The organism is Mycolicibacterium cosmeticum (assembly GCF_000613185.1).
Lineage (GTDB): Bacteria > Actinomycetota > Actinomycetes > Mycobacteriales > Mycobacteriaceae > Mycobacterium > Mycobacterium cosmeticum.
In genome coordinates this window covers 2,218,035-2,237,000 of the sequence record NZ_CCBB010000001.1, presented here as the reverse complement: position 1 = coordinate 2,237,000, position 18,966 = coordinate 2,218,035, and the positions used below count along the sequence as shown (strand labels likewise).

Below are 18,966 nucleotides of genomic sequence, written 5' to 3'. Positions count from 1 at the left end.
TCTAGATGGTTGAGGAACAGGTTTCGGCGGACAAGCCGAAGCCGGTCCGCCGGCGTGCCTCGCGCGCGGCGGGGCCCGCGGGTGGCATCCCCGCGTCGGCACCGGATCCCCTGGTGGTGAGTGCACGCGCCGCCACACGCACGGGTAAGTCGAAGAAGACGGTGTCGTTGCCGCGACGACAACCCAACCGCGGCCGGGTGGCGCTGGTCTCGGCCATCGCGGCGGTGCTGGCGGCCGCCGTGCTCGTCACCACCGTCTTGGTGCTGCTCACCCAGCATCGGCAGGCCGACGCCGCCATCGCGCGCCAGCAGCGTTTCGTGGACACCGCCGAGCAGACGGTGTTGAACATGTTCAGCTACAACCAGAACAACATCGACGAGAGTGTGAACCGCTTCGTCGACGGCACCAGCGGCCCGCTGCGCGACATGATGAGCCAGGGCAACAACGTCGACAATCTCAAGGCCATCTTCCGGGACACCCAGGCCAGTTCGGAGGCCGTGGTCAGCGGTGCCGCGTTGGAGAAGATCGACGAGGTCGGGCGCAACGCCGCGGTGCTGGTGGCGGTGCGGGTCACCGTGACCGACCTCGACGGTGTCAACAAGCCGTCGCAGGCCTACCGGATGCGTGTCGTCGTGCACGAGGACGACAACGGCCACATGACCGGATACGACCTGAAATATCCCGAGGGTGGAAACTGATGCGTGGCAAGCTCATTGCGCTCGTGGCGCTGGTGTTCGCGCTGGGGCTGGTCGGCCTGTCCGCGGTCGGTGGTGCGCTGTATTGGGACCGCACGCAGAACCGGGCCGTGCAGGACGCCGGCGCCGCGCTGCCCGCGCTGGCCACCGAGCAGATCCCGAAGGTGTTCGGCTATGACTACCAGACGGTGGAACGCAGCCTGACCGAAGCGGCGACACTGCTGACCCCCGATTACCGGCGCGAGTTCGAGGACCGTGCCGCCAAGGACATCATCCCGCAGGCCCGTGATCGCCAGGTGGTCAGCCAGGCCAACGTGGTCGGTGCCGGAATGCTGGCCGCCCAACGGGATTCGGCTTCGGTGCTGGTGTTCATGAACCGTACGGTCACCGACAAGTCGAAGCAGCCGGTGTATGACGGCAGCCGGCTTCGCGTCGACTATCAGAAGATCGACGGGAAGTGGCTGATCAAGTACATCCAGCCGGTGTAGCCCGTCAGGCGCTGCGGGCGGTGGCCAGCGCGTCCAGGAACGAGCGCGCCCAACGATCCACGTCGTGCGCGAGCACCTGGCGGCGCAGGGCCCGCATCCGGCGCCGGCCCTCTTCCGGTGTCTGGGTGAGGGCTTGCTCGATGGCTTCCTTCACGCCGTCGGTGTGGTGCGGGTTGCACAGGTAGGCCTGCCGTAATTCCGCTGCCGCGCCGGTGAATTCGGATAGCACCAGGGCGCCGCCGAGGTCGCTGCGGCACGCCACGTATTCCTTGGCCACCAGGTTCATGCCGTCTCGCAACGGCGTGACGAGCATGATGTCGGCAGCGACGAAGAAGGCAATCAGTTCGTCGCGCGGCACCGGACGGTGCAGGTAGTGCACCACTGGCCGACCGACCTCACCGTACTCGCCGTTGATGTGGCCGACCTGGCGCTCGATGCCTTCCCGCATCTCGATATAGCTCTCCACCCGTTCGCGACTGGGGGTGGCCAGCTGTACCAGCACGGTGTCCGTGCGGTCCGCGCGCTTGTCGGCGAGCAGGTCGGTGAAGGCCTTGAGCCGGACGTCGATGCCCTTGGTGTAGTCGAGACGGTCCACGCCCAGCATGATCTTGCGTGGGTTTCCGAGTTCGGACCGAATTTGTTTGGCGCGCTGACGGATCCCGCGGTCGCGTGCCTTGGCGTCGAGTTCGGCCGAATCGATGGAGATCGGGAAGGCGCCGACCTTGACGGTGCGGAAACCCACCTGCACCTCACCGAACCGGGACCGCACGCCGACGGTCCCGCGCGAGGTGTTCGCGCCGACCAGCCGCCGGGCCAGGATGAGAAAATTCTGTGCCCCGCCGGGCAGGTGGAAGCCGACCAGGTCGGCGCCGAGCAGGCCCTCGATGATCTCGGTGCGCCACGGCATCTGCATGAACAGCTCGACCGGCGGGAACGGAATGTGCAGGAAGAACCCGATGGTGAGGTCCGGCCGCAACATGCGCAGCATCTTGGGCACCAGTTGTAGCTGGTAGTCCTGGACCCACACCGTGGCTCCGGGCGCCGCCGCCTTGGACGTGGCCTCGGCGAACCGCCGGTTCACGTCGACGTAGCGTTCCCACCATTCCCGGCGGTACTCGGGCTTGACGATGACGTCGTGATACAGCGGCCACAGCGTGGCGTTGGAGAAGCCCTCGTAGTACTCGGCGACATCCTCGGCGGACAGCCGTACCGGGAAGAGCCGCAGCCCCTCCTGGACGATCGGCTCTTCGTCACTGTCGGGAACGCCGGGCCAGCCGATCCAGGCGCCACGCTGTTTGCGCAGCAACGGCTCCAGGGCGGTCACCAGGCCGCCGGGGCTGCGTTTCCATGTGGTTGTGCCGTCGGGCAGGCGCACCTGGTCGATCGGGAGCCGATTGGCGACCACGACGAAGTCGGAGGTGCCCTCGACGGGTGTGGAGTCGGTCAAATTTCCGTCTCCGGCCACCACCTACGCCTCTTGCTTCGCCGGACCGATACCCAGCATGGACAGGAACATCCGGCATTCGTCGGCGTCGGTGGCGTAGGCGGCCACGACACGACGCGCCTGACTGGCGGTGTCGTCGGCAACCGGCTCGACTTCGCCGATATCGGCGGTCTCAGATTTTGCAGGCATCTTCTTACTGTAGGTGACCCGGCACGGCGCACGGCGGCAGGCCGGGTCACCGGCCCGTTCCGGAACCCCTACAGCACGGATTAGGGGCTGGAGCTGACGCTGGTCTCCGGCTGCTGGAACTGTGGCGCATCCTCGGCCAGGCCGATGCACTCGCCCGAGTTGCGGCCGGTGCAGGGGATCCCGCCGATGGCCGGCAGGTCGGGGTTGCCGGGGATCGAGCTGAACGGCGTTGCCGGGGAGTTGGGCACCGTGTGCGGCAGGCAGCTGCCCGTGAACAGGTCTTCTTCCTCACCGGAGTCGCACGCCAGCATCGGGCGGTCGGCCGGGCCGACGGTCGTGATGACGGCGACAACCGGGGCGGCGGCCACCGCGACCGCGAAACCGCCGGCAAGGATCAGTCGTGGAACGGAAAACTCGAAGCTCGCCATCGTCACGCTTTCTGTAGTTATTGACCGAGACGTCGGACAGATTCTAAGGAAGCTGACAGAAATCTGCATGAGATCCATGAGTTGGCTGGGAGTTCGTTACCCCGTGACACATCGGATGGCACAAAAGCGGCCGGGACGCCCGCGTACGGGCGTCCCGGCCGAGTGCTGCGCTGTTACGTCGCTACGGGCTGGAGCTCACACTGGTGTGCGGCTGCACGAACTGCGGCTGATCCTCCGACAGGCCGATGCACTGCCCGGAGTTACCGCCGGTGCACGGGACACCGTCGATGGACGGCAGACCACCCGGGGAGGTGTTGCCGAACTCCGGCGAGTTGGGCACCAGCTCGGGAGTGCAGGAGCCGGTGAAGGTGTCCTCGGATTCTCCGGTCGGACACGCGGCAAGAGCGGGTCCGGCGGGCGCCTCGAGGGCGAAGGCCGCAAGCGCGGGTGCCGCGACGACCGCCGCGGCGAAGCCGCCGGCAATGATCAGTCGACGGGCAGGGAAGGCGAATGTCGCCATGGCGTCACGCTTTCTGTGATTTGCTGGCCGGTTCTTCTCGGCCGAGCGGGGTCAGGGTCGGATGTGAATCCTGAGCCAAGAATACGCTGACGGGGACGAAAAAACCTGGCAGGACTACGAAATTCGGGCGGCGCCGCGCCAATCCTGTGAGCAGACTGCAAGATAGCTGTGGCATGGCTGGACCTGCGAATTGCTGTACGGCGGCCAGCCGGCGTGGTTCGATGACGAGAACGTGTTCCAGTTTTGGCGCATCAGCGCGCACGTTTGATACGCACGCTCTACGGAGGGATCGCGGTGCAGCTTTCGTTGGCGGATCGTACGGTTCTGGTGACCGGCGGTGGCAGCGGTATCGGCAAGGGGGTCGCGGCCGCGGTGGTCGCCAGCGGCGGCAACGCAATGCTGGTGGGCCGCAACGCTGATCGGCTCGCTGCCGCGGTCGACGAGATCGCCGCCGCGGGCGGGGCGGACCGGGTCCGCTACGAACCGGCCGATGTCACCGACGAGGACGAGGTGGCCCGCGTGGTGGATGCCGCCGCGGCCTGGAACGGGCGGCTACACGGCGTCGTGCACTGTGCGGGTGGGTCCTTGACCATCGGCCCGCTGACGCAGGTGGATTCCGAATTGTGGCGCCAGACCGTGGACCTCAACGTCAACGGCACCATGTACGTGCTCAAGCACAGCGCCAGGGCGATGGTGCGGGGCGGCGGTGGGTCGTTCGTCGGCATCTCGTCGATCGCGTCGAGCAACACCCACCGCTGGTTCGCGGCCTACGGCCCGAGCAAGGCCGCGCTCGACCACTTGCTGCAGTTGGCCGCCGACGAACTGGGGCCGTCGTGGGTGCGGGTGAACAGCATCCGGCCGGGGTTGATCAAGACCGAGATGGTGGCGCCCATCTTGGATTCCCCGGAGATCAGCGCCGACTACGCGAGCTGCACCCCGCTGCCCCGCCCCGGTGAGGTGCAGGACATCGCCAACGCCGCGGTATTCCTGCTCAGCGATGCGGCCGCGTGGATCACCGGTCAACTGATCAACGTCGACGGCGGGCACTGCCTGCGGCGCGGGCCGGACATGTCCTCGATGCTAGGCCCGGTCTTCGGCGAGGACGCCCTGCGCGGTGTCGTCGACTGACCAGCGCTGATCAGGGCAGGTATTTGGGGCAGTACATGCGCAGCGCCGCGCCCCCGAATTTGGTGGCCTGATCGTCGGACAGGTCGGTCTGGTTCTTGATGCTGTACAGCGCGTAGGACAGCGGCTTGCCGTGGAAGAGCACCTGACAGGCCGAATGCGCGACGCTGATCGCCTTGGCGTCGCCGCCCACGTTGATCTTGAGCTGCTCCAGGGCCATCAGGAACTTCTGATCGGTGCCGTCGTCGGCCGCGGCCGGAGCCGCCAGGGCCGTCATGGCGCCGGCGGCGAGGACCGCCGCGGCCAGGGTGCGCTTGATCGTCATCGGTCTTCCCATTCCGTCTGCATCGTCCGCAGTTCGCCCGCAGCCTCTTGCGAGCAAACGTCGTGGGAAGTATCGCCGCGGCCGGCGCCGTCGTTACCGGGAGGCGTCGGAGCTCAGCATCTGCGCGGCCCGGTGCACCGCGTTCACGATGCCTTGGTAGCCGGTACAGCGACAGAAGTTCCCCGACAAACCCTCCCGGATCTCGTCGTCGGTGGGCTCCGGATTGTCGCGCAGCAACGCCGTGATGGAGGTGACGAAGCCGGGCGTGCAAAACCCGCACTGCAGGCCGTGACATTCGCGAAGGGCGGCCTGCACCGCGGACAACTCACCGTCCTCGGCGGCGATCCCTTCGACGGTCGTCACCTCCTGTCCGTCGGCCTGCACCGCGAAGATCAGGCAGGAGCGCACCGCCTGGCCGTCCAACAGCACGGTGCACGCACCGCAGGCGCCGTGCTCACATCCCAGGTGGGTGCCGGTCAGGCCGCAGTCCTCGCGCAGGAAGTCGGCGAGGGTGACCCGCGGTTCGACCGCGCCGTGCCGGCGGCGGCCGTTGACCGAGATGTCTACGGGTAGGTCATGCATCGCGTGCCTCCGTGATTGCGTCGGTCCAGGCCCGGGTGACCATCGTGGCGCCGATCCTGGTGCGGTAGGACGACGAGCCCTGCAGATCCGACGGGATGTCCCGCAGGCCCGAGACCGCCAACCTGCCGAACTCCACGGCGTCGATGTCGGTGACCGGCCGGCCCGTCATCGCGGCCTCGGCGGGAGCGCCCCGCTCGGGGGTGGACCCGAGGCCCAGCAGTCCGACGGAGCAGCGGGTGACGCGATCGTCGTCGTCCAGTTCGACGGCGACGGTGGCCCCGGCGATGGCGAAATCGCCGTGCCGCCGCGCGAATTCGTGCACCGCGAAGCCACACCGGCCCGACCACACCGGGAATCGCACCGCCTGCAGCAGCTCGTCGGCGGCCAGCGCGCTCTCCCAGAGCCCGGTGAAGAAGTCGGCCGCCGGAATCTGCCGGGTACCGCGCGCCGAGACGGCTTCCATGGTGGCGTCCAGGGTCAGGGCGACGGCAGCGAACTCGGCGGCCGGGTCGGCGTGCGCGATGGCGCCGCCGAGGGTGCCGCGGCTGCGGATCTGGAAGTGCCCGATATGCGGTGTGGCCGCGGTCAGCAGCGGCACCGAGTCGGCGACCTCGTCGTCCATACCGACCAGGGCGTGGGTGGTGCCGGCCCCGACGACCACCTCGTCGCCGATCAGGTCGATGCCCTGGAGTTCGTCGAGGCGGGAGATGTCGACCAGATTCTCGAAATGGGTGAGCCGCATGGCCAGCATGGGGACCAGGCTCTGCCCGCCGGCCAGGATCTTCGCCTCGTCACCGAATTCGGCGAGCAGTTCCACCGCGTCCTTGACCGAGTCGGCGCGGTGGTAGGCGAACGCGCGGGCCTTCACGACAGCAGCCGGGTCAACAGGGCCTGCAACTCGGCGGGGACGGTGGCCGGTGCCTTGCGCTTGCGGCGCCCGACCAGGAACCCGACGGCGCCGGCGGCCGCCGCGGCCGCGAGCACCGGTCCGTACCGCTTCGCCACCGGCACCGCCACCACCTTGAGCAGGTCCACCGAATCGGCGGGTGGCGCTGTCACGGTGGTGGTTTCGGGGCCGGTCCCGGCGGTGCTGCCGAGAAGTTCGGCCTCCAGGCTGCGGGCGAACTGGTCGATGAGGTTGCTGGACACGTCGGCGAGCACGCCGCGGCCGAACTGGGCGGCCTTGCCCGAGATCGCCAGGTCGGTGGTGATGAGCACGCTCGTCGCGTCACCCTCGTCCTTGAGTTGGGCGGTGACGGTCGCCGCGGCGGTCCCGTTGCCGCGCGTCTCCTTACCCTCGGCGCGCAGCACGATGCGCCGGCCGGCTTCGTCCTTCTCCTGGTATGTCGCAATACCCTTGTAGGACACCGTGATCGGGCCGACCTTGACCTTCACCGCGCCGGTGAAGTCGTCGCCGTCGACCGAGAGCAGGGTGGCACCGGGCAAGCAGGGGGCGACGCGTTCGACGTCGGTGAACACTTCCCAGGTCGTGGCCGCGGGCACCGCGACCCGGAATTCGTTGTGGAGTTCCACGCTAGTGGTCCTTTCCCGAGGGAACCCGCGCTTGTTCGAGGAGGGCGACGATGGCCGCCGGGGTGGCGGGCAGCTGGGTGACGGCGACGCCGAGCGGTGCCAGCGCGTCGTTGATCGCATTGATCACCGCCGGCGGGGAGCCGATGGCGCCGCCTTCGCCGGCACCCTTGTACCCGCCGACGCCGGGGCCGGGGATCTCGACATGGCCGAATTCGATGGCCGGCACCTCGGTGGCGGTGGGCAGCAGGTAATCGACGAAGGTCGAGGACAGGGGGTTGCCCGCGTCGTCGTAGGACAGCTGCTCCAGCAGTGCGCCGCCGATACCCTGCACGGTGCCGCCGGCCACCTGGCCCTCCACCACATTGGGATTGATCATCGGCCCGACGTCCTCGCTGACGATATAGCGGGTCAACCTGACCTGGCCGGTCTCGATGTCGACTTCGCACGTGCAGGCGTGGGTGGCGTTGGCCCAGTGGATCATTGCCTGCGAGTTGAAACGTGCGGTGGCCTCCAGGGTGGGGTTCGCGCCGCCCAACATCATCGGCTCGTAGTGGCAGCGGTAGGCGATGTCGGCGAAGCTGACACTCTTGTCCGGGTCGCTGCGCACCGTGGCGCGCGAGTCGGCGAGCTCGATCTCGTCGGCGCCGACGCCCAGCATCTGGGCTGCGATCCCGAGGATCCGGTTACGCAGGATGGTGCCCGCCTCGTTGACCGCGCCCGCCGTCATCGGTCCGCTGCGGCTGCCCTGGGTGCCCGCGCCGTACGGTGTCACCGCGGTGTCGCCCTGGATGGTCGACACGTCATCGATATCGGCGCCCAACGCATCCGCGGTCAGTTGCACGACCGTGGTCTCCAGACTGTTTCCGCTGGAGCCGCCGTTGACGTAGACGTTGATCCGGCCGGTGGGCTCCATCCGGATGGTGGCGCCCTCGGTGGCCAGGTGGCCGGTGGCCGCGCCCGTCGGTTCGATATAGGCCGAGAAACCCAGTCCGATATAGCGTCCCTGGGCCAGCGCCGCGGCCTGCTCCTTGCGGAATCCCTCGTGGTCGAGGATCTTGACGGCCTGTTCGAAAGTGTCGGCCGGGGCGCAGTTGTCATAGGGCATGCCGTTGGGATTGACGAACGGCATCTCGTCACCGCGCAGGATGTTGATCCGGCGCAACTCCACCGGGTCCATCCCGATCTTGCGGGCGGCGATGTCGAGAAGCATTTCGCGGGTGAGGGTTTCATACTGCCACGGGCCCCGGTAGGCGTGCAGGCCGGCGGTGTTGGAGAACACCGTCCGGTAGTTGAAGCTGGCCTTGGGCACCCGGTAGGGGCCGGGGAAGAACATGCCGATGGCGGCGGTGGTGAGCACCGGGTACGGCGTGGGGTAGGCGCCGATATCCTGGACGAAATCGATGTCGGCGGCCAGGATCTTGCCGTCGGCGTCGAACGCCATCCGGACGGTGCCGTCGACATGACGGGACTGCCCGGCCGACATCAGGTTCTCCCGGCGGTCCTCGATCCATTTCAGCGGGGCGGGCACCTTGCGCGCGGCGAGCAGGATGGCCATGTCCTCCCGCATCGGAACCACCTTCTGGCCGAACCCGCCGCCGGTGTCACGCATGATGACGCGCACGCCCTGAGCCGGGATGCCCAGCAGGCGCGCGGCGAACGCGCGCAGCTCGTGCGGGGTCTGGGTGGACGCCCACACGGTGAGTTCGGCTGTGGGAGGGCTCCATTCGGCGACGATGCCGCGGGTCTCCATCGGCACGGGGACGTACATCTGCTGGTAGATGTGCTCCCGCACGACATGCGCGGCGGTGGCGAAGACGTCCTCGTCCGGTGGTGCCCCGCCCATACCGCCGGCCACGTTGTCGGGATATTCGGCGTGCACGCTGATGCCGGATTCCGGTGCCGCGCGGAAATCGGCGACGGCGGGCAGCTGTTCGTAGTCGACCTCGACCAGGTCGACGGCGTCCTCGGCTAGGCGCCGGCTCTCGGCGACCACGATCGCCACCGGATCGCCGACGAACTTCACCTCACCCTCGGCCAGGGGCGGCCGGGGGGTGTCCGGCACGTCCTTCCCGGCGACGGCGTGCCATGCCTCGTGCACGCCCGGGTTGATATCGGCCGCGGTGAACACCGCGTGGACGCCGGGCAGGGCGAGCGCCGCGGCGGCGTCGATGCCCTTGACGGTGGCGCGGGCGAAGGGGCTGCGCACGAAGCAGGCGTGCAGCATGCCGGGTCGCTGCACGTCGTCGACGAAGGTGCCCTTGCCGGTGAGCAGGCGGGTGTCCTCGACCCGGGGGACACGCGTTCCTGCGTAGCGGGTGGCCACGGGTCCCGTCACTGACCGGCTCCTGTCCATGAGTACTTGCGCGGGTAAGTGATGCTGGACACACCCGCCTGCGAGTGGCGCTATCGTAGCGCGAGAGGGAGCATTCCAAAAGAAGAGAGTCGCGTTACCGCACGTCGTCGCTGGTCATGGATGGTCGGCCGACCAGTTCGTGGTGAATCCGGCCGTCGACGGCGGCCAGCGGGCGGCCACCGCCGCCCCAGCGCCGGGCGATGATCTCGGCCACGATGGACACCGCCGTCTCCTCCGGCGTCCGGGCCCCCAGATCCAGGCCGATCGGGCTGGACAGCCGGTCCAGGTCGGTCGCGGTGAGGCCGGCGTCGCGCAGCCGCTGCAACCGGTCCAGGTGTGTGCGCCGCGATCCCATGGCGCCGACATAGCCGACCTGTGGCAGCCGCAGCGCCACCTCGAGGGCGGGTACATCGAATTTGGGGTCGTGGGTGAGCACGCAGATCGCGGTCCGGCCGTCGATCGCGCCGAGTTCCTGCTGGCCGCGCAGATACCGGTCCGGCCAGTCGACCACCACCTGATCGGCGGCGGGGAAGCGGGCCGCAGTGGCGAACACCGGGCGGGCATCGCACACCGTGACGCGGTAGCCGAGGAACGCGGCCTGCTGGGCCAGGGCGGCGGCGAAGTCGATCGCGCCGATGATCAGCATGCGCGGCCGCGGCGCATAACTGGCGACGAACACCTCCATGCCGGTATCGGTCCCGCCGGAGCTCTCGTCCAGGCGCTCGCCGTCGGGGCCGTAGGACAGCACCGCGGTACGGCCGGCCACCAGCAGACCACGGGCGTCGTCGACGACCGCCGCATCGGCCCGCTCCGACCCCAGGCCGCCCAGATGCCGGTCCGGATCGACGATCAGCCGCCGGCCCAGCCGGGACCGGTCGGGGTGTGCGATCACCGTGGCCACCGCGATCGGCCGGTGCGCTGCGATCGCCTCGGCGACGTCGGCGAGCTCGGGAAACGTCTTCTGCGAAACCGGCTCCACGAACACGTCCAGCAGGCCGCCGCAGGTCAAGCCGACGGCGAAGGCGTCGTCGTCGCTGATCCCGTAGCGCTGCAATTCGGGAGCGCCCGCGCCGACCACCTCGGTGGCCAGTTCGTACACCGCACCCTCGACACAGCCACCCGAGACGGACCCGGCCACGCTGCCGTCGGGGGCCACCACCAGGGCAGCACCGGCCGGACGCGGCGCGGACCTGATCGTGCGCACCACCGTGGCCAGCCCGGCGGTGCCGCCGGACCGCCAGATGGCCATCAGGTCATCGAGAACCTCGCGCACGGTGTGGAGTCTAGGGGCGTGGGCCGCGATGGGAGTTCCGCGCACGCCCGGGAATTTCGCCGCGCCGCAGGGCGTCGGTTATGGGTGGGTCGGGGGCGTGTTCGACCCAGGACAGATGTTGTTGGAGGTTGTGATGAACGGGCTGCGCAAGTTCGCCACGGGGGCGGCGATCGTGGGCGCATTGGGAATGGGTGCGTTGGGTGTGGGTACGGCGACGGCCGCCGCGGCGGCACCGTCGGCGCCGTTTGCCGAGGACCCCGGTTGGGGGCACGGCCACGGCGACGACTGGCGCTGGGACAACGGCCGCCACCGCGGCTGGGATTACGGGCCGGGGATCTACCTGCCGTGCGTGACGGGTCCGTTCGGGCACGTCACCGTGTGCCCTTAGCCGGTACGCGTCCAGAGGCAGTGCCCGGTCATCGTGATATCGAACAGGCTGGGCAGTACCTGAAATGAAAATGGCTGCCCCGGTTCGCCTTTGGCGGTGACGGGCGGGCCGACCACTCCGGCGCTGACGACCGCGTGCTGGGTGGCGGCGCACTGGGCCTGCGGGTCCAGTGGCGTCGCCGTCCAGGCGCCGGAGCTCAGATTCGGATTACGCAGGCCTTCGCCGTGCAGGGCGATGGGAGGCCCGAAGCTGACCCAGCGATCGCTGGGATCGCCGGGCGCGGTGACGGCCTGCCACCTCGAGTCCTGGCACACCAGTGGCAGGGACCGTCCGAAGGGCAGCGTGGCGGCCCCGCCGAGGTCCGCGGTGCACGGGGAGTCCGGTTGTGGCACAGCGGGATCGGCCGAGGCGACGGCCGGAACGGCCAGGGCGGCGGTGGCGAGCAGGGCGAGGAGCCGGGCCGGCATGATCACAGCTTGGTCAGGTCGGTCTTCATCAACATGACGTTGTACTCACTCCACAGCGACAGGTTCCAGTACAGGTCGGTGCCCGTGCCGGCGGTCGACGGCGACCACGGATGCAGCATCGGGGCGTAGATGCCGCCGTTCTGCTGCGTCATCAGCACCGTCGGCGCCGACCAGGTGCCCTCGGGGCTGTCGGCCGTGCGCAGGATGATGTTGTTGAACTGGTCGGCGTGCAGCACCACATACTTGTTCAGCGTCTGGTTGTACTGCACCGACATCTCGCTGACCTGGTTGCCGGGTTTGGCGATGCCGCAGGCGCCCTTCTCCTGGCCGAATACCGGGCTGGCCTTGGACGGATCGTTCTTGTACCAGCCGGCCGGGTAGGCGCCGATCCCGAAGATCCCGCCCTTGCTGCCCTTGCTGTAGAACTCGTACTTGCTGGCGTCGAGGATGTCCTTCTCCAGCACCCGCGACACATAGGCCGAACCCTGCCTGCCGTTGGGGGTGCCGTACGAGTAGACGTAGCCGTCGCCGGGACGCACCAGCGCGGCCTGCTGGAACTTGGCGTTCCCGCCGAAATTGGTGCGCACGCTCTTGGGCGCGATGTACCAGTTCTCGCCGTTGTCCTCGGAGTAGGCGATCGCCGAGTAGTTGGTGGTCCACTGTCCCGCGGCGCCCCACTGCTTGACCGACATGAAGCTGAGATACTGCGTCGCACCGTATTTCGTGCCGGGGGTGGGCACCGAGATGCCTGCGGTGGGGATCAGCGTGACCCCGGTGGGCAGCCCGGCGGGGAGCCGTTCGGGCAGGATGATCTGGCGGGCATAGGTCTCGCCCCACAGCGGTGCCCCGCCGAACATGTTGCCGTTGAGCCATTGGCCGTTCGGAATGCTCATCCCGTTGGACAGGTCGGTGTCGGAACTGCGGAACAGCGTGTTGAGGCGCCACGTCCCCGTCATGTTGGGGCCGCCGAAGGTGTCGCCGAACGCGATGAGGACCTGGTGCTCGTTGATCGGGGTGCTCGGATCGTCGGCGATTCCGTTGTCCCACATGGTGCCGACGTCGGTGCCCCAGATGCCGAACCGGGTGTAGGTGTCGTTCGGGGCGAAGTTGCCGGTGACCCAGTCGACGAAGCTGGTCGACGGGCTCAGCTGCTGACCGGGGTAGGGGAAGCCGGGGCGCGGGTTCATGGCGGCCGCGGCCAGCGCCAGGCTGGTGGTATCGGTGGCGACGCCGCCGGTGGCGGCCGCGCTCTTCGGGTTGATCGCGGTCAGCAGGTTTTCCACCTCGCGGCGGGCGAACGCCAGCAGCGTCCAGCCCAGCACCGGTTGGGCCGGCGAGTTCGGCGCGAAGCTCAGCGCCCAGTCCAGGACGCCGGAGACGGCCTTGAGCACCGTGGTGACCGGTTTGCGCAACACGTCCGGGATCGGCACGGGTGCCGGTGTGGCCGTCGTGGATGTCGCGGATGTCGCCGCCGCCAGCGACCGTGCGTTGGCGAAGACGGCGACCGAGGCGGCGGGTTGCACCGTGGCCGACACCGCCGCGGTCGCGGTGGGGGATGTCTTCGTCTCGGCGGGCGAGGGGTCTGCGGCGGTGGGGGTCTTGGTGGTCTTGACCTCGGCGGTGTTCTTGGTTTCGGTGGTGCCCTTGTTCTCGGTGCGTACTGCCTTCTTGGGCTTGGCCGGTTTGGGCGTCTCCTTCTCCGGCTCCGGGGTTTCGGGGTCGGAGTCGGAGTTGCCTTCAGCCTCGGGCTTGGCCTCGGGCCCGGTCTCCGGTTCGGTTTCGGTGTCCGGTTTCGAGGACGTGCCGGTGTTGGTCTGGGCGCTGACCTCGGCCGTCTTGGTACCGGCCGGCTCGGTCGTCTTGGTGTCGGTGGCCTTGGTGTCGGCTTTGGTGTCGGCTTTGGTGTCCGAAGTCTTGGTGCCACCGGTCGTGCCGCTGCCCGAGGACTGGGTGCCGGCGGACTGAGTGCCGGACGTTCCGGTGTCGTCGGCCGCCGCGATCCCGTGACCCGTCGCGATTGCGGTGCCCACGCCCAGCGCCACCGCCAAACCGCCGACCCGACCGATATGCGCTGCTGCGCCCATGCGTGCGTCCTCCGTCAATCGCCCGGGGCGGTCAACCCGTTTGTGCAACCCCTCCCATATTCGCAGCGGCGACAATTTTTGTTACGCGGAACTTCTCAGTCGCTCAATCCGGCTTCGCGAAGCGCGTCCTCATAGAGCCCGATCGCCTCGTCGATCCCGGCATCCACCCACGCGTCCACCGCCGCAACCCGATCGGCGACCAGCTGCACCTGGTTGACCCAGGTCTCGAAGTCGGCATCGCGGCGCAGCGCGTCGATCTGGCCGGTGCTGCCCTGGATCAGGAAGAAGCCACCCAGTTCGGGGCTCTGCGGGCGCAGGATGACCGTCTCGAATCGCTCGATCCGGCCGTCCTGTGCTGCCTGCTGCAGGTAGTCGCGGGACTTCTTCAGCAGCCCCAGCGCGTTCGTCTCGCGACCCCGTGTCGGTAGTCCCCACGCGACCCAGAATGCGGCCTCGGCCATGACGGTTCCTCCTTGTCCGGCGCCGGGAAGAGGTGCGACCCGGTGCCCCACGCCGACCTTAGACTGGACAGCGTGACCGCACCGCTGCATGTCGATCCCGCGGCCTTGCTGGCCGCCGCGGCGGCGCAGGCCGGTGTGGCAGCGGCGGTGGCGAATCTCGATATCGGCGCCGCGCTGGCCGGGGCGGCCGACGGGATGACCACCATGTCTTCGGGTGCCGCCAGCCGATTCGCCGCCGACGCGCTCGACTCGGCGGCAGACACCCTGCATGGTGGATTGACCACCTACGCAAGCAGTTTGACGGCTGCCGCGGCGGCCTATCAGCAGGCCGACGAAGAACTCGGTGGCCGGCTGGACGACTCATTGCGCTGAGGGGCTCACGCGGTACCTGATGTGGGTGGCCCACGGTGACACCCCGGCTTCCAGCTGGGTGAGAGACCCGGCGGTGCTGTCGTCGAAGATGCGTTCACCGCGGCCGAGCAGCACGGGGATGATGTCGAGCGTCAGCTCGTCGAGTTCGCCCGCGGCCAGTGCCTGCCGTACCGCCGACGCGCCACCGGCGATGTCGACATCGCCGTCCCCGGCGGCCCTGGCCTGCTCCAGTGCATCGGCGATACCGCCGGTGACGAAGTGGAAAGTGGTGCCACCGGCCATCTCGATCGGGTCGTGCGGGAAATGCGTCAACACGAAGACCGGTGCGTGATAGGGCGGCTCGTCGCCCCACCAGCCCCGCCATGGCTCGGCGGTGCTCCACTCCCCGCGGACGGGCCCGAACATGTTGCGGCCCATCACATAGGCGCCTCGGGGCCGCAAGAGCCGGCCGGTCCAGTCGGCGTCTACCTCGTGGCCGGGCAGTGCGGCGTCGAAATGCCATTGGTGCAGCGCCATGCCGCCGCGCCCGATCGGGTCGTCGCGGGTCTGGTCGGGGCCGGCGACGAAGCCGTCCAGGGATATCGACATGTGCGCGGTTGTGAAGGTCATACCGGTCAGACCCGACGACGGCCGGGAAATCATCGACGGTTGTTACCGGCGGCCGATCGAGGCCCAAAGACCCTACTGGCGGATCGTTTTCCGGACTGGAATGTCCTCATGACCAGTACCCTGCGCACTCCCACCACCTCGGCCACCACCAATGTCATGCACGCCGCCGTCGTCACCGGTTTCGGCGAGCCGTTGCAGGTGGAGAATCTCGACCTGCCCACCCCCGGCTACGGGGAGGTGCTGGTCAAACTCGAAACCTCCGGCGTCTGCCACACCGATCTCCATGCCGCGCACGGGGATTGGCCCGTCAAGCCGACGCCTCCCTTCGTCCCCGGACACGAGGGATGCGGCACCGTCGTCGCCCTCGGTGACGGCGTCGACGACCTGAAGGTCGGTGACAAGGTCGGCAATGCCTGGCTCTGGTCGGCATGCGGCCGGTGCGAATACTGCCGCACCGGGTGGGAAACCCTCTGCGAGAGCCAGCGCAACGGTGGCTACACCGTCAATGGCAGCTTCGGCTCCTTCATGCTGGTCGAAGCCGCACACGCGGCACGCATCCCCGAGGGCGCCGACCCGCTCGAGGTCGCGCCCATCCTGTGCGCCGGCGTCACGGTCTACAAGGGCCTCAAGGTCACCGATACCCGGCCCGGCCAGTGGGTGGCCATCTCAGGTATCGGCGGGCTGGGCCACATCGCGGTGCAGTATGCCCGTGCGATGGGCCTGCGGGTGGTCGCGGTGGACATCGACGACACCAAGCTCGCACTGGCCACCCGCCTCGGCGCCGAGGTGGTCGTCAACGCCCGCACCGCCGATGTCGTCGCCGAGGTGCAGAAGGCCACCGGCGGGGTGCACGGTGTGTTGGTCACCGCGGTGCACCCGCAGGCCTTCGGGCAGGCGATCGGGCTGGCGCGCCGCGGCGGCACGATCGTGTTCATCGGGCTGCCTCCCGGCGAATTCCCGGCCCCGATCTTCGAGATCGTGCTCAAAGGCCTGACCATTCGCGGATCGATCGTCGGCACCCGCCAGGACATGGCCGAGGCCTTGGACTTCTACGCCCGTGGCTTGATCCACCCGACCGTGCACAGCGCGCGGTTGGAGGACATCAACGACGTGTTCGCCCGGATGGAGGCCGGCCAGATCGACGGCCGCATCGTGATCGACTACCGCTAGTACGACAGTCCGTCGGCGTAACGCTGCCTGCGGTAGCTGCGGCCGTTGCCGCGGTTGCGGCTCTTGTAGGTGGGCAGTTGCGAATCGCAGTTCGGGCACACCAGGCGGAGGTTCTCCCGGCGATTGTTGGTGGCATTGCCGTCGATGTGGTCCAAGACCAGGACCAGAGGCAGCCCTTGCCAGGCGCTCGCCCCGCCGCAGATCGCGCAGCAGCCCGATTGGGCTTCGGCGAGATATGCGCGGATGTAGTGGTCACGGCGACTGTCGACCCAGGCTTCGCCGGTTTCGAGCCACAGCTTGGTGTTTGCCTCGCGCCGATCCAGTGCCTGGCACGCATTGCCGCAGTAAACCTTCTGGCTACGTTTGGAAAGCGGTGCGCCGCAACCCCGGCAGAGGTTCATGGGGTCAAACTACGGGCAGGCACCGACAAGTCGGATGCCGTGTGGAGCCCCCGGTCAGGATTGAACTGACGGCCTTCCGCTTACAAGGCGGGTGCTCTACCACTGAGCTACGGAGGCAGTGGAACGTCGTATAGCTTAGCGGGTCAGTCCTCGTGCTCGATGACCCGTTGCGAGGTGACCGGCCGAGGCGTGGCACGCCGGCCGCGCTGCCGCGGCAATGGGATCCGGCCGGCGATATTGCTCAGCGGGTTCACCACCTGACTGAGGGTGATCACCGCTTCGTGCAGCGCGTCGATGGTGGGGGCGAGCGCCTCCAGCCCGGGGGCCAGCCGGTTCAGCGTGTCGGCGACATCGGCCAGTTTGAGCAGCGGCCCGTCCGGGTCGGTCAGCGTGTCGAGCAGCCCGCCGTCGGCCAGCAGCTTGTCGGCGACCCCGTCCTCACGTAGCACCCGTTCGATGAGCCCGTCGTCGGCCAGCAACTGGTCGGCCAGGCCGCCGGGGGCGATCACCCGGGACAGGGCCCCGCTGTCGGTGGTGAGCCGGTCGATCAGCCCGCCCTCGGCGGTGACCTGTTCGACCAGGCCGCCGGGCGCCAGGGCACGGCCCACCGGTCCGTTCTCGGCGAGCAGCTGATCGGCCACACCGTCCGGGCGCAGCGCGCGCTCCACCACGCCGTCCTCGGCGAGCAGCCGGTCGGCCAGACCGCCGGGCGCGATCACCCGCGACACCACGCCGCCGTCGGCGGTCAATCGGTCCATCAGCCCGCCCTCGGCGGTGACCTGATCGATCAGGCCGTCCTTGGCCAGGGCGCGGGCCACCGGTCCGTTCTCGGCGGTGAGCCGGTCCAGCAGTCCGCCGGGCGCGGTGAGCTGGTCGACCATGCCGCCCGGCCGGAGCAGCTGGTTGAGCGGGCCGTCCTGTGCCAGCGCGCGCCCCAGCGGGGCGTCGTCGTCCATCAGCCGGGCCAGCCGGTTGGCCCGGTCCACCGCGTCCTCCAGGCCGAGCATGCCGGCAAAGGAGGTGGCTCCGCCGCTCATCGCGGCGGGATCGTTCAGCGAACGCTGGACCGTCTTGAGCGTCCCACCGGCTATGCTCAGGCCCAGGTCGGCAACGGCGAGCCCGAGGCGGACCGGGGCCGTGGCAAACTGCACGACGGTGTTGCCGAGGTTCATGGCGCCAGTCTAGGTGCGGGCACGCGCGCCGCGTGGCCAGTCGAGGGGGCTTACCCTCACATCAGATTCCCAGGTTCACAGGAATCTCACAGTTGGTATGCAGGTTGAGTCCAAACGGCGGGTGGACAGTAGTTGTATGGCTATGGCGGCGGTACCTGAAAGCATTCCCGAAGCGCGGATCCTCGTGGTGGACGACGAGGTGAATATCGTCGAGCTGCTCTCGGTGAGTCTCAAGTTCCAAGGTTTCGAGGTGCACACCGCGTCCAATGGACCGGCCGCCCTGGACAAGGCTCGCGAGGTCAAACCGGATGCGGTGATCCTGGACGTGATGATGCCCGGCATGGACGGTTTCGGGGTGCTGCGCCGGCTGCGGGCCGACGGTATCGATGCCCCGGCCCTGTTCCTCACCGCGCGGGACACCCTGCAGGACAAGATCGCCGGGCTGACCCTGGGCGGTGACGACTACGTGACCAAACCGTTCAGCCTGGAAGAGGTGGTGGCCCGGCTGCGGGTCATCCTGCGGCGCACCGGCCGCGGTATCGAGGAACCGCGCAACGCCCGGCTGACCTTCGCCGACATCGAACTCGACGAGGACACCCACGAGGTGTGGAAGGCCGGCGAACCGGTCTCGCTGTCGCCGACCGAGTTCACCCTGCTGCGCTACTTCATCATCAACGCAGGCACCGTGCTGTCGAAGCCGAAGATCCTCGACCACGTGTGGCGCTACGACTTCGGCGGCGACGTCAACGTCGTCGAGTCGTATGTGTCCTACCTGCGCCGCAAGATCGACACCGGGGAGAAGCGGCTGCTGCACACGCTGCGCGGGGTCGGTTACGTGCTGCGTGAACCGCGCTGATCGCGACGACCATTCCGGAACATCCGGACGG

General features: G+C 68.6%; 23 protein-coding genes and 1 tRNA gene. 7 read left to right on the top strand and 17 right to left on the bottom strand.

All coding sequences use genetic code 11. From position 1 onward, the window contains the following. Window positions 1-5 precede the first annotated feature (5 nt). Together BN977_RS10775 and BN977_RS10770 are read left to right on the top strand one after the other, a co-directional pair. Window positions 6-698, top strand: coding sequence for an Rv1363c family protein (locus BN977_RS10775; protein ID WP_024453759.1), 693 nt, complete (start codon window positions 6-8; stop codon window positions 696-698). Beyond that, window positions 698-1,183 (top strand): Rv1363c family protein, encoded by a 486-nt coding sequence (locus BN977_RS10770; protein WP_024453758.1) that lies wholly within the window; start codon window positions 698-700, stop codon window positions 1,181-1,183. The genes BN977_RS10775 and BN977_RS10770 overlap by 1 nt, the downstream gene beginning before the upstream one ends. Before the next feature lie 4 nt (window positions 1,184-1,187). Here BN977_RS10770 and BN977_RS10765 read toward each other — a convergent pair whose 3' ends face one another. The 4 genes from BN977_RS10765 to BN977_RS10755 all read right to left on the bottom strand — a co-directional run bounded on the left by BN977_RS10765 (window position 1,188) and on the right by BN977_RS10755 (window position 3,764). After that, window positions 1,188-2,630, bottom strand: a complete 1,443-nt coding sequence (locus BN977_RS10765) for an alpha,alpha-trehalose-phosphate synthase (UDP-forming) (protein WP_036398893.1) — start codon at window positions 2,628-2,630, stop codon at window positions 1,188-1,190. A 21-nt stretch (window positions 2,631-2,651) separates the two neighbouring features. Continuing rightward, on the bottom strand, window positions 2,652-2,816 hold the full coding sequence (locus BN977_RS32345) for a hypothetical protein (protein ID WP_109790107.1): 165 nt from the start codon (window positions 2,814-2,816) through the stop codon (window positions 2,652-2,654). An 80-nt stretch (window positions 2,817-2,896) separates the two neighbouring features. Further along, entirely contained in the window at window positions 2,897-3,244 is a 348-nt protein-coding gene (locus BN977_RS10760) for a hypothetical protein (RefSeq protein ID WP_024453756.1), read from the bottom strand. 181 nt (window positions 3,245-3,425) lie between these two features. Further along, window positions 3,426-3,764, bottom strand: a complete 339-nt coding sequence (locus BN977_RS10755; protein WP_024453755.1) for a hypothetical protein — start codon at window positions 3,762-3,764, stop codon at window positions 3,426-3,428. 294 nt (window positions 3,765-4,058) lie between these two features. Between BN977_RS10755 and BN977_RS10750 the strand changes: the two genes are divergently transcribed. After that, window positions 4,059-4,892: an SDR family oxidoreductase gene (locus BN977_RS10750; RefSeq protein ID WP_024453754.1), complete on the top strand. Its 834-nt coding sequence runs from the start codon at window positions 4,059-4,061 to the stop codon at window positions 4,890-4,892. 10 nt (window positions 4,893-4,902) lie between these two features. Here the strand turns inward: BN977_RS10750 and BN977_RS10745 are convergent, their stop codons facing one another. The 6 genes from BN977_RS10745 to BN977_RS10720 all read right to left on the bottom strand — a co-directional run bounded on the left by BN977_RS10745 (window position 4,903) and on the right by BN977_RS10720 (window position 10,955). Then, window positions 4,903-5,214 carry a DUF732 domain-containing protein gene (locus BN977_RS10745; protein WP_024453753.1) on the bottom strand — a complete coding sequence of 104 codons (312 nt, stop codon included), beginning with the start codon at window positions 5,212-5,214 and terminating at the stop codon, window positions 4,903-4,905. 93 nt (window positions 5,215-5,307) lie between these two features. Further along, window positions 5,308-5,796 (bottom strand): (2Fe-2S)-binding protein, encoded by a 489-nt coding sequence (locus tag BN977_RS10740; RefSeq protein WP_024453752.1) that lies wholly within the window; start codon window positions 5,794-5,796, stop codon window positions 5,308-5,310. Next, entirely contained in the window at window positions 5,789-6,664 is an 876-nt protein-coding gene (locus BN977_RS10735; RefSeq protein ID WP_036397555.1) for an FAD binding domain-containing protein, read from the bottom strand. The genes BN977_RS10740 and BN977_RS10735 overlap by 8 nt, the downstream gene beginning before the upstream one ends. After that, window positions 6,661-7,329, bottom strand: a complete 669-nt coding sequence (locus BN977_RS10730; RefSeq protein ID WP_036397554.1) for an SRPBCC family protein — start codon at window positions 7,327-7,329, stop codon at window positions 6,661-6,663. Before BN977_RS10730 ends, BN977_RS10735 begins: the two co-directional genes overlap by 4 nt. Window position 7,330: 1 nt before the next feature. Then, complete coding sequence (locus BN977_RS10725) at window positions 7,331-9,682, bottom strand: xanthine dehydrogenase family protein molybdopterin-binding subunit (RefSeq protein WP_036397552.1); 2,352 nt, start codon at window positions 9,680-9,682, stop codon at window positions 7,331-7,333. A gap of 94 nt (window positions 9,683-9,776) precedes the next feature. Beyond that, entirely contained in the window at window positions 9,777-10,955 is a 1,179-nt protein-coding gene (locus BN977_RS10720) for an XdhC family protein (RefSeq protein ID WP_051561263.1), read from the bottom strand. 115 nt (window positions 10,956-11,070) lie between these two features. Here BN977_RS10720 and BN977_RS10715 point away from each other — a divergent pair, with 115 nt between their 5' ends. Continuing rightward, window positions 11,071-11,343 (top strand): hypothetical protein, encoded by a 273-nt coding sequence (locus BN977_RS10715; RefSeq protein ID WP_024453747.1) that lies wholly within the window; start codon window positions 11,071-11,073, stop codon window positions 11,341-11,343. Here BN977_RS10715 and BN977_RS10710 read toward each other — a convergent pair. From BN977_RS10710 to BN977_RS10700, 3 genes are all read right to left on the bottom strand, one after another. Beyond that, a complete protein-coding gene (locus tag BN977_RS10710; protein ID WP_036398889.1) occupies window positions 11,340-11,810 on the bottom strand; it encodes a hypothetical protein in 471 nt (156 codons plus the stop codon). The genes BN977_RS10715 and BN977_RS10710 overlap by 4 nt on opposite strands. A 2-nt stretch (window positions 11,811-11,812) precedes the next feature. Further along, complete coding sequence (locus BN977_RS10705; RefSeq protein WP_036397551.1) at window positions 11,813-13,894, bottom strand: DUF4185 domain-containing protein; 2,082 nt, start codon at window positions 13,892-13,894, stop codon at window positions 11,813-11,815. Window positions 13,895-13,989: 95 nt separating this feature from the next. Continuing rightward, on the bottom strand, window positions 13,990-14,355 hold the full coding sequence (locus BN977_RS10700) for a hypothetical protein (protein ID WP_024453744.1): 366 nt from the start codon (window positions 14,353-14,355) through the stop codon (window positions 13,990-13,992). A 72-nt stretch (window positions 14,356-14,427) separates the two neighbouring features. Between BN977_RS10700 and BN977_RS10695 the strand changes: the two genes are divergently transcribed. After that, window positions 14,428-14,727 carry a type VII secretion target gene (locus tag BN977_RS10695; RefSeq protein WP_036397550.1) on the top strand — a complete coding sequence of 100 codons (300 nt, stop codon included), beginning with the start codon at window positions 14,428-14,430 and terminating at the stop codon, window positions 14,725-14,727. On the opposite strand, the gene BN977_RS10690 is transcribed toward BN977_RS10695, so the two are convergent. Further along, complete coding sequence (locus BN977_RS10690) at window positions 14,716-15,336, bottom strand: dihydrofolate reductase family protein (protein ID WP_036397549.1); 621 nt, start codon at window positions 15,334-15,336, stop codon at window positions 14,716-14,718. The genes BN977_RS10695 and BN977_RS10690 overlap by 12 nt on opposite strands. Before the next feature lie 108 nt (window positions 15,337-15,444). Here BN977_RS10690 and adhP point away from each other — a divergent pair, with 108 nt between their 5' ends. Next, window positions 15,445-16,506 carry an alcohol dehydrogenase AdhP gene (adhP, locus tag BN977_RS10685; RefSeq protein WP_036397547.1) on the top strand — a complete coding sequence of 354 codons (1,062 nt, stop codon included), beginning with the start codon at window positions 15,445-15,447 and terminating at the stop codon, window positions 16,504-16,506. Here the strand turns inward: adhP and BN977_RS10680 are convergent. From BN977_RS10680 to BN977_RS10670, 3 genes are all read right to left on the bottom strand, one after another. Then, window positions 16,503-16,907, bottom strand: a complete 405-nt coding sequence (locus BN977_RS10680) for an HNH endonuclease (protein ID WP_036397544.1) — start codon at window positions 16,905-16,907, stop codon at window positions 16,503-16,505. The two genes, adhP and BN977_RS10680, sit on opposite strands and share 4 nt — an antisense overlap. Window positions 16,908-16,949: 42 nt before the next feature. Next, window positions 16,950-17,024, bottom strand: a tRNA-Thr gene (locus tag BN977_RS10675). Between the two features lie 26 nt (window positions 17,025-17,050). Further along, window positions 17,051-18,079, bottom strand: a complete 1,029-nt coding sequence (locus tag BN977_RS10670; RefSeq protein WP_036397541.1) for a hypothetical protein — start codon at window positions 18,077-18,079, stop codon at window positions 17,051-17,053. A gap of 136 nt (window positions 18,080-18,215) precedes the next feature. Here BN977_RS10670 and BN977_RS10665 point away from each other — a divergent pair, with 136 nt between their 5' ends. Beyond that, window positions 18,216-18,935 carry a response regulator transcription factor gene (locus tag BN977_RS10665; RefSeq protein ID WP_024453738.1) on the top strand — a complete coding sequence of 240 codons (720 nt, stop codon included), beginning with the start codon at window positions 18,216-18,218 and terminating at the stop codon, window positions 18,933-18,935. Window positions 18,936-18,966 lie beyond the last annotated feature (31 nt).